Origin of the sequence: Streptococcus sp. KHUD_014 (assembly GCF_051106275.1) — a bacterium.
Classification (GTDB): Bacteria; Bacillota; Bacilli; order Lactobacillales; family Streptococcaceae; genus Streptococcus.
This window is the reverse complement of the sequence record NZ_CP193666.1, coordinates 1,568,938-1,584,707: the sequence shown is the minus strand read 5'-3', so window position 1 is coordinate 1,584,707 and position 15,770 is coordinate 1,568,938. Positions and strand designations below refer to the sequence as shown.

Annotated in this window: 8 protein-coding genes; 7 read left to right on the top strand and 1 reads right to left on the bottom strand. The window is 40.7% G+C overall.

The genetic code is table 11. The annotated features are described in order from the left end of the window. Nucleotides 1–88 precede the first annotated feature (88 nt). The 4 genes from msrB to ACORHT_RS07625 all read left to right on the top strand — a co-directional run bounded on the left by msrB (nt 89) and on the right by ACORHT_RS07625 (nt 5,932). The gene (msrB, locus tag ACORHT_RS07640; protein ID WP_434350835.1) at nt 89–1,027 is read left to right on the top strand and encodes a peptide-methionine (R)-S-oxide reductase MsrB; all 939 of its coding nucleotides are present in this window, start codon (nt 89–91) and stop codon (nt 1,025–1,027) included. A 49-nt stretch (nt 1,028–1,076) separates the two neighbouring features. After that, the gene (locus tag ACORHT_RS07635) at nt 1,077–2,801 is read left to right on the top strand and encodes an ABC transporter ATP-binding protein (protein WP_434349920.1); all 1,725 of its coding nucleotides are present in this window, start codon (nt 1,077–1,079) and stop codon (nt 2,799–2,801) included. A gap of 1 nt (nt 2,802) precedes the next feature. Further along, nucleotides 2,803–4,551: an ABC transporter ATP-binding protein gene (locus ACORHT_RS07630; RefSeq protein WP_414321280.1), complete on the top strand. Its 1,749-nt coding sequence runs from the start codon at nt 2,803–2,805 to the stop codon at nt 4,549–4,551. A 121-nt stretch (nt 4,552–4,672) separates the two neighbouring features. After that, nucleotides 4,673–5,932 carry a TRZ/ATZ family protein gene (locus ACORHT_RS07625; protein ID WP_434349919.1) on the top strand — a complete coding sequence of 420 codons (1,260 nt, stop codon included), beginning with the start codon at nt 4,673–4,675 and terminating at the stop codon, nt 5,930–5,932. A gap of 342 nt (nt 5,933–6,274) precedes the next feature. Here the strand turns inward: ACORHT_RS07625 and ACORHT_RS07620 are convergent, their stop codons facing one another. Next, nucleotides 6,275–7,753: an oligosaccharide flippase family protein gene (locus ACORHT_RS07620; protein ID WP_434349918.1), complete on the bottom strand. Its 1,479-nt coding sequence runs from the start codon at nt 7,751–7,753 to the stop codon at nt 6,275–6,277. Nucleotides 7,754–7,877: 124 nt separating this feature from the next. Between ACORHT_RS07620 and mecA the strand changes: the two genes are divergently transcribed. From mecA to ACORHT_RS07605, 3 genes are all read left to right on the top strand, one after another. Then, on the top strand, nt 7,878–8,615 hold the full coding sequence (gene mecA / locus ACORHT_RS07615) for an adaptor protein MecA (RefSeq protein WP_075227828.1): 738 nt from the start codon (nt 7,878–7,880) through the stop codon (nt 8,613–8,615). 663 nt (nt 8,616–9,278) lie between these two features. After that, nucleotides 9,279–9,842 carry a TIGR01440 family protein gene (locus ACORHT_RS07610; protein ID WP_075229291.1) on the top strand — a complete coding sequence of 188 codons (564 nt, stop codon included), beginning with the start codon at nt 9,279–9,281 and terminating at the stop codon, nt 9,840–9,842. A gap of 1 nt (nt 9,843) precedes the next feature. Continuing rightward, nucleotides 9,844–15,654, top strand: a complete 5,811-nt coding sequence (locus tag ACORHT_RS07605; protein ID WP_434349917.1) for a ZmpA/ZmpB/ZmpC family metallo-endopeptidase — start codon at nt 9,844–9,846, stop codon at nt 15,652–15,654. Nucleotides 15,655–15,770: the final 116 nt, after the last annotated feature.

Below are 15,770 nucleotides of genomic sequence, written 5' to 3'. Positions count from 1 at the left end.
GGCGAAGCTGACGTGGTTTGAAGAGATTTTCGAAGAGTATGAAATGATTCCCAGTTTTGTCGGTCGCTGGACGGTCAAGGTGGATGAAATGGCAGAAACATATTTAGCAGGTGGTTGTTTTTGGGGCTTAGAAGAGTACTTTTCACGTATTTCTGGAGTGTTGCAAACCAGTGTTGGTTATGCCAATGGTCAAGTTGAAACCACCAATTATCAATTAATCAAAGAAACAGATCATGCAGAGACTGTTCAAGTTATTTATGATGAAAAGGCAGTCTCGCTCCGTGAGATTTTGCTCTATTATTTCCGAGTCATTGATCCTTTATCTGTCAACCAACAAGGAAATGACCGTGGTCGTCAGTACCGCACAGGGATTTATTACCTAGATGAAGAGGATTTACCAACGATCAATACAGTAGTTCGTGAACAAGAACTACTCATCGGTCGTAAAATTGCAGTAGAAGTGGAGAAACTTCGTCACTATATCCTGGCTGAGGACTATCACCAAGACTACCTCAAGAAAAATCCTGGAGGCTATTGCCATATCGATGTGAGAGATGCAGAGAAACCCTTGATAGACGCAGCCCACTATGAAAAACCTAGTCAGGCAGTTTTACGAGAAAGTTTATCAGAAGAGTCCTACCGAGTTACCCAAGAGGCTGCGACGGAAGCTCCTTTTAGCAATGCTTATGACCAAACTTTTGAGGAAGGAATTTATGTCGATATCACGACTGGCGAGCCCCTCTTCTTTGCCAAGGATAAGTTTGCCTCAGGCTGTGGTTGGCCAAGCTTTAGCCGTCCTATTTCCAAGGAACTCATTCATTACTACCAGGACTTGAGTCATGGTATGGAGCGAATCGAAGTCCGTTCACGTTCAGGGAATGCTCACTTGGGACATGTCTTTACAGATGGCCCTCGTGAACTAGGTGGTCTCCGTTACTGTATCAATTCTGCATCCTTACGTTTTATCGCTAAGGATGAAATGGAAGAGGCTGGTTATGACTACCTGCTTCCATATTTGAATAAGTAAAAAGATGGTGGTTTTTCCACCTTCTTCATTTTGGAAATAGAAGGGACACATGAAACAATTACTTTCTTACTTTAAACCCTACCTCAAGGAGTCATTTCTAGCGCCCTTGTTTAAGCTACTAGAAGCCGTTTTTGAACTCTTAGTTCCCATGGTGATAGCTGGGATTGTCGACCAATCTATCCCCCAAAAAGATCAGGGTCACCTCTGGATGCAAATGGTGCTCCTCTTTGTTTTTGCAGTTATCGGTGTTCTGGTAGCTTTGGTAGCTCAGTTCTACTCAGCTAAGGCAGCAGTAGGATTTGCCAAGGAGTTGACCAATGACCTCTATCGTCATATTCTATCCTTGCCTAAGGATAGTAGAGACCGCTTAACGACCTCGAGTTTGGTGACGCGTTTGACTTCAGATACTTATCAGATTCAGACAGGGATCAATCAATTTTTACGCCTATTTTTAAGGGCTCCTATTATTGTTTTTGGTGCCATTTTTATGGCTTATCGTCTCTCACCTGAATTGACCTTCTGGTTTTTGGTCATGGTTGCCATTTTGACCTTTGTCATTGTCGTGTTATCACGCTTGGTCAATCCCCTTTACAGTAGCTTGAGAAAGAAAACAGACCAGCTGGTTCAGGAAACACGCCAACAGATACAAGGGATGCGTGTGATTCGTGCCTTTGGACAAGAAAAACGAGAAATCGAGAACTTCCAAGTACTCAATCAAGTCTATACAGCCATCCAAATGAAAACAGGCTACTGGTCCAGTCTCTTGACCCCCTTGACCTATTTGATCGTCAATGGAACTTTGCTGGTGATTATCTGGAATGGTTATATTTCTATCCAGGGAGGCTGGCTCAGTCAAGGTGCCTTGATTGCTCTGATTAACTATCTCCTGCAAATCTTGATAGAGTTGATAAAACTAGCCATGCTCATTAATTCACTCAACCAGTCCTATATTTCTGCCAAGCGGATTGAAGAAGTCTTTGCTGAAAAGCCTGAAGATATACTGGCAGAAATTGTTCAAAAAGAAACTTCCTCGAACCAGTCCTTACGAGTTGAACACTTGAGCTTTACCTACCCAGATGCTGCTCAACCATCCTTGCGAAATATTTCTTTTGCTATGCAACAAGGACAAATTCTTGGAATCATCGGGGGAACTGGTTCTGGCAAGTCAACCTTGGTCCAGATCTTACTTGGCCTTTATGCAGCAGATAAGGGAAGCATTTCCCTTTATCGAGATGGACGTAGTCCTCGCAATCTTTCTGAATGGCGTTCCTGGATAGCCTATGTTTCTCAAAAAGTTGAACTCTTTAAGGGAACCATTCGTTCCAACTTGACTCTGGGTATGGAAGAAACAGTCTCCGACCAAGAACTCTGGCAGGCTTTAGAAATTGCCCAGGCCAAGGATTTTGTCAGTGACAAGGAAGGTCAGCTGGACGCAGAGGTTCAAGCAGGTGGTCGTAATTTTTCAGGCGGGCAAAAGCAACGTTTATCGATTGCCCGGGCAGTCTTGCGTCGAGCACCATTCCTCATCCTGGATGATGCGACTTCGGCTCTTGATACCATTACTGAGTCCAATCTTCTAAAGGCTGTTCAAGATAAGCTACCAAACACCAGCTTGATCTTGATTTCCCAACGAACTTCAACCTTGAAGGTTGCTGATCAAATTCTCCTTTTAGGGAAAGGGGAGCAATTAGCGCTTGGAAATCATGAGAAATTGATGGAGACTAGCCAAGTCTATCGTGAAATCAATGCATCCCAACATGGAAAGGAGGACTAGAATGAAAGGCAAACATGCAAGTCAAACCCTTAAACGATTAGCAAAAGATTTAGCTGGCCATCCCGTCCTTCTTTTCCTGGCTTTCTTGGGTACTATTGCTCAGGTAGCCTTATCAATCTATCTACCAATCTTGATAGGACAGGTGATTGACCAAGTCCTAGTCGATGGTTCATCCCAGCTATTTTGGCAGATTTTCCTCCAGATGATTCTGGTGGTCATTGGAAATACGCTGGTACAATGGGCCAATCCTCTCCTCTATAATCGACTGATTTTCTCCTATACCAGAGATTTACGGGAGAAAATTATTGAAAAACTCCATCGCCTTCCGATTGCCCTTGTAGATAGACAAGGTAGTGGGGAAATGGTCAGCCGTGTAACGACAGATATCGAGCAGTTGGCAGCGGGTCTGAATATGATTTTCAACCAATTTTTCATAGGAGTTTTGATGATTTTAGTCAGCATCCTTGCTATGCTCCAAATCCATCTATTGATGACTCTCTTGGTTCTGCTCTTAACACCTCTATCTATGGTCATTTCACGCTTTATCGCTAAGAGATCCTACCATCTCTTTCAAAAGCAGACAGAGACTAGGGGGATTCAGACTCAGTTGATAGAAGAATCGCTCACCCAACAGACCATTATCCAGTCCTTCAATGCTCAGGAAGAATTTATCGGGAGACTTCATGAGGCAAATGACAACTACGCAGGTTATTCTCAGTCGGCTATCTTTTATTCATCGACAGTCAATCCTTCCACCCGTTTTGTCAATGCCCTTATTTATGCAATACTAGCTGGTGTTGGAGCCTTGCGCATCATGGCGGGTTCTACTTTGACGGTTGGGCGTTTAGTGACCTTTTTGAACTATGTGCAGCAGTACACCAAGCCTTTTAACGATATTTCATCAGTCTTAGCCGAGTTGCAAAGCGCCTTAGCTTGTGCAGAACGTGTTTATGCTGTTCTAAAAAGTCCAGAGGTTACAGAGACTGGTCTTAAAGAATTGAATAGCGATCAAGTCAAGGGAGCTATTTCCTTTAAACATGTTTCTTTTGGTTACAATCCTGAAAAGATCTTGATTAAGGATCTGTCTATTGATATTCCAGCTGGTAGTAAGGTTGCTATCGTTGGACCAACGGGTGCTGGGAAGTCTACCCTTATCAATCTCCTCATGCGTTTTTACCCGATTAACTCAGGAGATATTTTGCTAGATGGTCGCTCCATTTATGACTATACACGAGCTTCTCTTCGACAGCAGTTTGGGATGGTGCTCCAAGAAACGTGGCTCAAGCAGGGAACCATTCATGATAATATTGCCTTTGGTAATCCTGATGCTAGCCGAGAGCAGGTCATTGAAGCAGCCAAGGCAGCAAATGCGGATTTCTTTATCCAACAATTGCCACAGGGATATGATACCAAGCTTGAAAATGCAGGGGAATCCTTGTCTGTTGGTCAGGCTCAGCTTTTAACCATTGCCCGTGTCTTTCTAGCCATTCCTAAGATTCTTATCTTGGACGAGGCAACCTCATCCATCGATACTCGGACGGAAGTATTAGTTCAGGATGCCTTTGCCAAACTCATGAAAGGACGGACAAGCTTTATCATTGCCCACCGTTTATCAACCATTCAAGATGCTGATTTGATTCTTGTCTTGGTGGATGGAGATATTGTCGAACATGGCAATCATGAGGAACTCATGGCGAGAAAAGGCAAATACTATCAAATGCAGCAAGCAGCAGCTTTTAGCCCAGAATAAATGGGAAAGCCATTATAATGCCAATGAACAAACAAGAAAAGTTGCCTTCGGGTGACTTTTTTGTTACAATAGCTAGAAAAATTATCCAGTATGAATACTTATATAGAAAAGGAGCCTATTGATGAAAGTCTTTCAGCATGTAAATATCGTGACTTGTGACCAAGATTTCCACGTCTATCTAGATGGGATTTTAGCTGTCAAAGAATCCCAAATCGTCTATGTCGGTCAGGAAAATCAAGAGATTCTTAAACAAGCAGATCAAATCATAGACTATCAGGGTGCCTGGATTATGCCTGGCTTGGTTAACTGCCATACTCACTCTGCCATGACAGGCTTGAGAGGCATTCGTGATGATAGCAATCTCCACGAATGGCTAGAGGACTATATTTGGCCGGCAGAAGCAGAGCTCACACCAGAGATGACCACAAAGGCCGTCAAAGAGGCTCTGACGGAGATGCTCCAATCAGGAACGACAACTTTCAATGATATGTACAATCCGAATGGAGTAGAGATAGAGAAGATTTATGAGGCAGTCAAGGCATCCAAGATGCGTTGTTATTTTTCTCCAACCCTCTTTTCTTCAGATGTGGAGACGACGGCTGAAACTATAGCCAGAACTCGAGCTGTTATCGAGACAATCAAAGGCTATCAAGACCCAAATTTCAAGGTGATGGTGGCTCCTCATTCGCCCTACAGTTGTAGTCGAGATTTGCTGGAGGCAAGTCTTGACCTAGCAAAAGAAGAGAACATTCCTCTTCATATCCATGTTGCAGAAACCCAGGAAGAGTCAGGAATTATCCTGAAACGCTATGGCAAACGCCCACTAGCCTTTCTAGATGAACTTGGGTATTTAGATCATCAGGCTGTATTTGCTCACGGAGTGGAGATAAATGAAGCAGAGATTGCCCGCTTGGCAGATTCGAGAGTCGCTATCGCCCACAATCCTATCAGCAACCTCAAACTAGCCTCAGGGATTGCACCAGTCGTCCAACTTCAAAAGGCAGGAGTGCCAGTCGGTATTGCGACTGACTCAGTTGCTTCTAACAATAACCTCGATATGTTTGAGGAAGGACGCACGGCAGCCCTTTTACAGAAAATGAAGAGTGGTGATGCCAGCCAATTTCCAATCGAAACTGCCCTTAAGGCCCTGACCATTGAAGGAGCTAAGGTGTTGGGAATGGAAGATGTGATTGGTAGTTTGGAAGTCGGTAAGCAGGCTGATTTTCTCGTCATCCAGCCCCAAGGAAAAATCCATCTCCAACCACAAGAAAACATGCTGTCTCACCTCGTTTATGCCGTGAAATCCAGTGATGTCGACGATGTTTACATTGCAGGAGAGCCTGTTGTAAGAGCAGGGCAGGTATTAACAGTAGCCTTGTAAAGTGATTTTCTTCAAAAACATTTTCAAGCTAGGTTAGTCTAGCCTTGACCTAGTTTAGTATAACGTGTTCATTGAGTGAGTATTTATTGTCCATGATGCTCTTGGATGCATAGAAAAGAGAGTGGGACAGAAATCGGTAATTCGTTAGAATTCGATTTCGTCGTCCCACCTCCGCACAGTTGAGTAGGGCTGTAAAAGCTGATGAAATCAGCGTAGTAGAGCCCACTCAACCACTGCGTCTTGCTCGACAATCCAAAGACAATTGAGAGGCTAGGACTTTTGTCCCAGCCTCTTTTGTTGTATCATATTTAATTTGAACATTTTTGAGAGGGATAAAGACCTCTATCCTTTTTTAATCTTAGCACGAACTAAGTCAAGTGCATAATGAAGTGTTTTATCTTTGATAATAAAGAGGGTGATGGCGTAATAGATGCCACAAGCTGCGATTGTAGAAAGAACCATGCTAATCATCTTCATCGTAACTTCATAGCTATGAACTTGGAAGAGGGTTTTAAAAACATAATAAATTGGGATGAAACCAAGCGATACGATTGTGTAGCGAGCCAGAGTTGTAAAAATCTCTCTCAAATCCAATAGTTTGTGCTTTTGAATAAAGCGGATTTCTAGGAGAACTACGATTGATTCAGCTATAATGGTTGTTCCAATGTAGTATTCAGGACTAAAGATATTATTGAAAAGGAGTAGAGAGTTTAGGACTACATTGACACCGCCACCGATAAAGTAAAAGGCAGTCAAACGATTTTCATGGTCATTAATAAAGATAATCTGTTTTCCAAGGATTAATTCGATAGCCCAGATAATGGTACGAAAGGCAAAGATACTCGTTACGATTCCCGCTTCTAGATATTTCTCAGAAGAGTAGATAACTGTAGCATAGGTTCCCAAAACCATAATACCAATACTGGTAGGAACCATGAGGAAGTAAAAGAGGGATGCGCCCTGATTGACCAAATTTTTATAAGAAGAAAAATCTTTTTTTCCTAGATAATAACCCAGTCGTGGGATGCTGACGTTGATAGCTCCACTGAGGACACTAGCGATCAACATAACGATACTGGAGGCGATGGTGTAGTAGGAGATAAAATTCTCATCAGGTCCTTTAGTGATGAACATACGGTCTAGCAAGGTATAGAGCATATTAGCATTTGCTAGAAGGAGCATGGTTAAGAGTGGTTTAGATGACTTGAGAAGTTCGATGAACTCAATCTTAACAAAGGAAACCTCTCTTTTAATCCAGAGGAAGCTGAGCAGATAGTTGATAATGGTTGTCGCACTCATGATTGTGGCATAAGGGACGATATCATCAGGTGTCTTAACGAAGGCAAAGATAGCCACCAACATTCCAATACGAATCACTAGTGTTTTATAAAGGATAAAAGAATAGTTCTCGTAGGCTTCATTCATCCATTCGATATTCAGAAATTGGAAGAGGGCTTGAATTCCAAGGATATAGTAAAGGATTTTCAGATTGACAATACTAGTATCAAAATGAATAAAGAGGAAATAGATAGCTGTTGTCAGAATTGAAGTAATTACTGAGATATAGAACAACTTAGAAAAGACATAATTGATCTTATTTTTATCATCCTTAACCTTACTGATAGCTCGAATCCCATAATTGTAAATCCCAAAGGCAGCGAGTGGAATGACAAAGCTTGCCCAGGTGTTGGCAGTGTTGAAGTAACCGTAATTGGATTTACTAAGAATCCGTGTTAGATAGGGATTAGTAATCAGGGGAAAAACGATATTCAAGATATTGACCAGCAAGCTAGCCAAAGCATTAACTTTTATATTTTTCATGAAACTTTCTTTCTTATATTCTAAAATAGATACTAGTATTATATCACATTCCAACGCCATTCTTTTGATAAAATCATTTAAATCTTGTATAATAGAAAGAACTGAAAGTATGAGGTTACGAACTATGAAAATGAAACAAATCAGTGATACGACTTTAAAAATCACCATGTCTTTAGAAGATTTGATGGATCGAGGGATGGAAATCGCAGACTTTCTCGTTCCGCAAGAGAAGACAGAAGAATTTTTCTATGCCATTTTGGATGAGCTAGAGATGCCAGATAGCTTCTTGGATACAGGTATGCTTAGCTTCCGAGTGACTCCTAAGCCAGATAAGGTTGATGTCTTTGTGACCAAGTCTAAGATTGACCAGAATTTGGATTTTGACGATTTGGCAGATCTTCCTGATATGGATGAGTTAGCTAAAATGTCTCCAGATGAGTTTTTGAAAACCTTGGAGAAAACCATGGCAGAAAAAACTAAAGATGATATTGAAGCTATTCAATCTTTAGAACAAGTTGAAAAGGAAGAAGAAGCAGCGCTTAATGAAGCTCTCGAAGTAGAAGAAGGAAAAAGAGAACCGTATATCTACTACATCTTACGTTTTGACGATTTATCTAGTTTGGTTTCTTTTGCCAAAACGATTGACTACCAAACGGAAACTTCAGAACTCTACAAGATGAATGATCAGTACTTTCTGACAGTCTTAGTTGATGTAGAAGATCAACCTAGCCTTTATCCAGCTTGGTTGTTGGCACGTATGCGTGAATTTGCGGATGATAGTGATATCAGTCGTTCTGTCCTCCAAGAATATGGGCAACTACTCATCAATCATGATGCTGTCCAAGGACTCCAAAAAGTTTAATCTAGAAAAAGAGGTCGGGACAAAAGATCCCGACCTCACTTTTTATTAGCAATCAAACTTTGACGCGGTAGCTGATTGAACTTTTTGTTCGTCTTTTAGACTCCAAAAAGCTCCTAATCATCCTCGCGGGGCTGGAACTACGAAATCGAGACTTTGTCTATCGATTTCTGTCCCACCGCCTTTTGTTATCTTCTATGTAAAATTTATTTTTAAAATATTGGATACAGTTTGTATTCAAAAAACTAACATATTATAATTTGATGATAAAATTAAAGTTTTAGCATAATTTCATGAAAATTTTCTGAATCATCATCTAAATCTACATGGACGAAAAAGTGGCTAAAAAATAAGCAAAGTAGTAGCTTTAATAGAAGAAATGGGGTAGAATGGTAGAAGTTGCTTTTCGGTAGCTTATAATCGAATTGACAGACAAATCTTTTAGGTGTAAATGTTGTTACATCAACGATTTTACTAAACTATTATATTTTTTTTGTTTTCAAAGTATAATTTATCTTATATTTGAAACTAGATGAATTTGAATCAGTTTTTGAAAAGAGCCCTCATATAGTTTTTGAATCCTAGCAAATGGTATTCCTATGCCTTCCAATCTTGCTAAAATTGATGAAAAACGATATGATAGAATGAAAAAAAGCGAGGTGAAAAATGGACCAAAGACGGATTCAAACAGAAACACAGCAGATACTTGAAGATGTTTTAGACAAGGCTTCTATACAGGAAGGTGCACTATTTGTCTTAGGTTTGTCTTCGAGTGAAGTGCTGGGAGGACACATTGGCAAAGATTCGAGTCAGGAGATTGGTGAGCTAATCGTCAAGACAATGTTGGAGCTGTTGACGGCTAAGGGGATTCACCTAGCTGTTCAAGGTTGTGAACATGTCAATCGCGCTCTAGTTGTTGAACGAGAAGTGGCTATAAAATATCAGTTGGAGATTGTAAGTGTACTCCCGACCTTGCATGCAGGAGGTTCTGGTCAATTGGCCGCCTTTCGCTATATGAAGGATCCTGTGGAGGTCGAATTTATTAGAGCAGATGCTGGTTTGGACATCGGAGATACTGCTATTGGGATGCATATCAAACATGTTCAGGTACCCATTCGACCAGTCCTAAGAGAGATTGGTCATGCTCATGTAACGGCACTTGCAAGCCGACCAAAACTCATTGGAGGAGCGCGTGCTCAATATCCAATAGATCACATTAGAAAGATTTAAAATGAAAAACAGAAAAATGCAGTTTGATAAAGTCATCAAATACTCTATTCGGAAGTTCTCAGTTGGTGTAGGTTCTGCAGTTATTGGGACATTTCTTTTGGGAGCGAACAACTTCTTAGTTGAAACTGTTGCAGCTAACGAAGTAGCGACACCTAGCCAAGTTCATTACCGTTATTTGGCTGAACAGGAATTGACAGAAGCAGAAAAGGCTTTGATCCATCACGAACTCCCTTCAGATTTAAAACAAGATGATGTTGTTTATCTTGTATACAGAAAAAAAGAAGTGAATTCTCAACAATTGCCTAACACTGGAAGCAAGGAGTTGGCATTGGCAACTCTTGGTTTTGCAACAGCGTCTATGGTTGTTGTGGTGATGTCAAAAAAACACCGCAATAAAATGTTGGGACTTCTCTTTATTGGAGCTCTAGGTGGTAGTTACTTTATCCCTCAGTCAGCTCAAGCATTTGAGAATAAAATCTTAGTGTCCTACAACCAAACGATTGCTGCAAGTAGTCAAGAGGACTTAGCCAAAGGTGTCATTCAGATCGAAGGATACGAATACGTAGGTTACTTTAAAGCATCAGATTTCCAAGAACAACCAGAACAAATTACTACTGCTAAGGGAACGCAAGAAGCAGGCCATGAAGGTGAATCTCTGGTTCAACCAGAATTGCCAGCCTACACAGGTGAGATTAGTACTAAAGGAACTCAAGAAGAGGGCCACGAAGGCGAAGCTTTAGTTCAGCCAGAAAACCCAGCTTACACAGGTGAGATTAGTACTAAAGGAACGCAAGAAGCAGGCCACCAAGGCGAAGCTTTAGTTCAGCCAGAGTTGCCAGCCTACACAGGCGAGATTACAGCTAAAGGCACGCAAGAAGCAGGTCACGAAGGTGAGTCCTTAGTTCAGCCAGAGTTGCCAGCCTACACAGGTGAGATTAGCGCTAAAGGCACTCAAGAAGAAGGCCACCAAGGCGAAGCTTTAGTTCAACCAGAATTGCCAGCCTACACAGGAGAGGTTAGCGCTAAAGGCACTCAAGAAGCAGGTCACCAAGGCGAAGCCTTAGTTCAACCAGAAGAACCAGCTTACACAGGAGAGGTTAGCGCTAAAGGCACTCAAGAAGCAGGTCACCAAGGCGAAGCCTTAGTTCAACCAGAAGAACCAGCCTACACAGGCGAGATTACAGCAAAAGGCACGCAAGAAGAAGGTCACGAAGGTGAGTCTCTAGTTCAGCCAGAGTTACCAGAGTATGAAGTAGCTGAAGCAACTGTCACAGAAACTGAAACTGTAGAAGTTCCATATACAACAGAGTATGTAACTGACGATACTCGCTACACTGATGAAGAAACAGTAATTCAAACTGGTCAAGCAGGAAGTCAGCTGATTCACCGTGTCTATAAGACAGTCAATGGCCAAAAAGTTGGGGACCCAATCAGTACGAGTACAGAAACTGTTAAGGCAGCAGTAAACGAAAAAATTAGTCGTGGTACCAAGGCTATTGAAGGTCAAGTTGAAGAAGTTTCATTTGAAGAAATTCCTTTCGAGACAAGAACAGAAGTAGACAGCACTCTTCCAAAGGGAACAGAAGTTGTTGCCCAAGCTGGTCAAAACGGTAAGAAAAAGATTACCAAAGTCTATAAGACTCTTAAGGGAGTGAAAACTGCGGATGCTCCGACTATCTCAGAGGAAGTTGTTGAAGCTGCGCAAGATCGTCTGATTAAGAAAGGTGATCAAATCCTCGCTGCGCCAACGTTGACAATTACTCAAATTGATAAAGAAGAGTTAGAGCGTAGTGCCAAGGTTCGTTACCAATTGGTGAAACCAACAGGTGTAACCATTAAATCTCTTGAAGTTGTCTTGAAAGATGGTGATACTAGCCTTCAAACAGTCAACATGTCTGAGGGAGATTTGACTGCTAATCTTACAGACTTGAAATACTACAAGGACTACAAGATTGCAACCAAGATGGTTTACGACCGAGGAAATGGGAACGAAGAAGTAGTTCTCACGGAAGAACCACTAAGACTTGACCTCAAAAAAGTCGAAGTCAAAAACATCAAGGAAACCAGCCTTATCAGTGTTGATGACCAAGGTGTAGAAACTGATAATAGTCTATTGTCAGCAAAACCATCAGATGTTAAACCTTACTACTTAAAAGTTACGACACATGATAACAAGGTTACAAGACTAGCTGTTGATAAGATTGAAGAAGTCACAGTTGATGGTAAAGCATTGTTCAAAGTGACTGCTAAAGCACCAGACCTAGTCCAACGAAATGCAGATAATCAGTTTGCAGAGGAATATGTCCATTACTTTGCTAAGCCAAAAGCTCATGAAGGTGATGTTTACTATGATTTCAATGATCTTGTAAAAGCCATGCAAGCCAACCCAAGTGGTACATTTAAACTGGGTGCAGATTTGAATGCTGCCAATGTTCCAACACCAAATAAAGAGTATGTGACAGGTAAATTTAGTGGTCATCTAACTAGTGTTGACGGCAAACAGTACTCAATTCATAATATGGCTCGTCAGTTGTTCAATAACCTTGAAGGTGGTTCGGTTAAAAACGTTAACTTAGCGAATGTGAACATCAATATGCCTTGGATTGAAAATATTTCAGCACTGGCTCGAGTTGTCAAGAATGCGACAGTTGAAAACCTTAAGGTAACTGGAAGTATCCTTGGTAAAGATGGTGTAGCTGGTATTGTCAATAAAGTCGATGTTGGCGGACTTCTAACCAATGTTGCCTTTATCGGTAAGATTACTGGTATTGGTGATAAAGGCTGGGATATGGGTGGTATTGCTGGTGAAGTTTGGAAAGGAAACATCAAAAAAGCCTATGTAGATGCGGATATCGTTGGTAATAAAGCTCGTGTCGGTGGTCTTGTTTCAAGAACTGATAACGGTTATGATCCAAATGGTGTCAACACAAATGCCTTTACCAGCGAGTCGATCGTTAAAGGAACCATCAAGGTGAAAAATCCAATCGAGGTTGGAGGGTACATCAGTAAAAACTACCCATGGGGTCGAGTTCTCAATAACGTTTCAATGATGAAAGTTGAAAATGGTGAAGAGTTCTACGGTTCTAAGGATCTTGATGATGATGGTGGTTATTTCACAAATAACTGGATCGATAAGAACTACGTTGTTAAAGGTGTCAGTGAAGGGAAGCATTCTTTCCAATATTCACGTACCAATAGAATCAAGGAAATCAGTCTTGAAGAAGCAAATAAAAAGATAGCTGAATTCGGTATCACTGCTGATACGTTTGAAATTAAACCTCTTGTTGAGGATACTCTCAATAATAAGAAAGTAAAAGCTGATACTTATAAAGATACTCAAGATTACGACGCCTCTCGTGAACTTGCCTACCGTAATATCGAAAAATTACAGCCATTCTACAACAAAGAATGGATCGTAAACCAAGGGAACAAACTTGCTTCAGGCAGTCCTCTCTTGACTAAAGAAGTCTTGTCTGTAACTGCCATGAAAGGCAATGCCTTTGTGACAGAATTAGCTGATGCTGACCACATTTTGGTGCATTATGCTGATAAGACAAAAGACATCTTTACTGTTTCACTGAAAGAATCTAAGGTCAAACAAGTGAAAGAGTACAGCATTGCTGAACTTGGAGAAGTTGTTTACACGCCTAATATCGTTGACAAAGACCGTAGCGATCTTATCAATGCTATCGTTGAAAAATTAAGTCCAGTTGAATTACAATCAGACCCAATTTATCAACGATTAGGAAGAACTGGGGATAATAGAGTTAATGCGATCAAGAACCTTTACCTCGAAGAAACCTTCAAAGAAGTCAAGGATAATCTGGCTAAATTTGTTAAACAGTTGCTTGAAAATGAAGATCATCAATTAAACACAGATGAGGCTGCTAAACGTGCCTTGATTAAGAAGATTGATGACAACAAGGCAGCGGTTCTTCTTGGTTTGTCTTACCTCAATCGTTACTACGGAGTTAAGTTTGATAATTTCAATATCAAGCAACTCATGTTGTTCAAACCAGACTTCTATGGTAAAAATGTAAGTGTGTTAGACTTCTTGATTCAGATTGGTTCTAAAGAAAGTAACATTAAAGGTGATAGAACTTTAGAAGCTTATCGCGAAGCTATCGGTGGAGTTATCGGTATCAGCGAGTTAAATAGTTTCTTGGACTATAATATGCGTCTATTCACAAATGATACAAACTTGAACGATTGGTTTATCAAAGCAACCAAAGACAATGTTTATATCGTTGAACCGAAAACAAGTACTCCTGAGTTTGCCGATAAGAAACACAGAGCCTACGAAGGCTTAAACAATGACATGCACGGTAAGATGATCTTGCCACTCTTGAACTTAAAAGATGCCCATATGTTCTTGATTTCAACTTACAATACAATGGCTTATAGTTCATTTGAGAAATATGGTAAGTACACTGAAGCAGAACGTAATGCCTTCAAAGCTGAAATCGATAAAGTAGCCAAAGCTCAACAAAATTATCTAGACTTCTGGTCACGACTATCCTTAGATAAAGTACGTAATAAACTTCTTAAGAGTAATAACATGGTACCAACACCAGTTTTGGATAACCAAAATTACAAGGATATCAGCACAGACCGTTACGGACATACAAACAGTGGTAAAGATGTGGCGCCTATCCGTGAATTGTATGGACCTACAGACCGTTACCATGCGACCGACTGGCGTATGGGAGCTGTGGCTCGTGTCTATGAGAATCCATATAAAGATGACTCTGTCTTCTTCATGGTTACCGATATGATTAGTGACTTTGGTATTTCAGCCTTTACCCACGAAACAACTCACGTAAATGACCGTATGGTATACTTGGGTGGCTCAAGACACCGTGAAGGTACAGATCTTGAAGCATTTGCACAAGGTATGTTGCAAACTCCTGCTGAGTCTAGTACAAACGGAGACTTTAAAGCTCTAGGATTGAACATGGCCTATGAACGTCCAAATGATGGAAATCAATGGTATAACACCAATCCAAATGATCTGAAGTCACGTGACGAAATTGATCGTTACATGAAGGGCTACAACGACACTCTTATGCTTCTGGATTATCTTGAAGGAGAGGCTGTCCTCGATAAAGCAAATCAAGATTTAAACAATGCTTGGTTCAAGAAGGTTGATAAGCAATACCGAGGAAATAACACCAAGAACCAATTCGACAAGGTTCGACCTTTAAGTGATGAGGAAAAAGCTATTCCTTTACGCACAGTAGATGACTTAATTACGAACAACTTCATGACCAACCGTGGTCCAGGTAACAGAGTTTATAATCCTACTGACTTTGATTCTGCTTATGTGAATGTTCCAATGATGACTGGTATCTATGGTGGTAATACAAGTGAAGGTGCTCCAGGAGCGATGTCATTTAAACACAATACTTTCAGAATCTGGGGTTACTATGGCTACGAAAAAGGCTTCCTGAACTATGCTTCTAACATGCTTAAAGCTGAGTCTAAAAAAGCTGGTAAAGAGACTCTAGGTGATGACTTCATCATCAACAAGATTTCTGAAGGAAAATTCAACAATCTTGAAGATTGGAAGAAAGCATACTTCGAAGAAGTAGTTAATAATGCTAAAAAAGGAATTCAATCTATTGAAATCGATGGTAAAACATACAATAGCTATGAAGACTTGAAACGCGCATTTGCTGAAGCAGTTGATAAAGATAAGGCTACTCTAAGTAAGGGATCTGTCAAATTTGACAATACCGTAACACTTAAAGAAAAAGTCTTCAAGAAACTTCTTCAACAGACAGATAGCTTTAAAACTTCTATCTTTAAATAATCCAAAGCTCTCATCTGCTTAGCAGGTGGGAGTTTTTGTAATCAAGAAGCTTAATGATTTTCCAAACAGATTCTAAGTATTTTTAGCAAGGTAGGTATATAATAGAACTATAAAGC

Bases quoted from the DNA above. Each gene is read 5' to 3' on its own strand.
- ACORHT_RS07625 (WP_434349919.1), top strand. From the start codon at position 4,673: ATGAAAGTCTTTCAGCATGTAAATATCGTGACTTGTGACCAAGATTTC.
- ACORHT_RS07610 (WP_075229291.1), top strand. From the start codon at position 9,279: ATGGACCAAAGACGGATTCAAACAGAAACACAGCAGATACTTGAAGAT.
- mecA (WP_075227828.1), top strand. From the start codon at position 7,878: ATGAAAATGAAACAAATCAGTGATACGACTTTAAAAATCACCATGTCT.
- ACORHT_RS07605 (WP_434349917.1), top strand. From the start codon at position 9,844: ATGAAAAACAGAAAAATGCAGTTTGATAAAGTCATCAAATACTCTATT.
- ACORHT_RS07630 (WP_414321280.1), top strand. From the start codon at position 2,803: ATGAAAGGCAAACATGCAAGTCAAACCCTTAAACGATTAGCAAAAGAT.
- ACORHT_RS07620 (WP_434349918.1), bottom strand. From the start codon at position 7,753: ATGAAAAATATAAAAGTTAATGCTTTGGCTAGCTTGCTGGTCAATATC.
- ACORHT_RS07635 (WP_434349920.1), top strand. From the start codon at position 1,077: ATGAAACAATTACTTTCTTACTTTAAACCCTACCTCAAGGAGTCATTT.
- msrB (WP_434350835.1), top strand. From the start codon at position 89: ATGGCAGAAACATATTTAGCAGGTGGTTGTTTTTGGGGCTTAGAAGAG.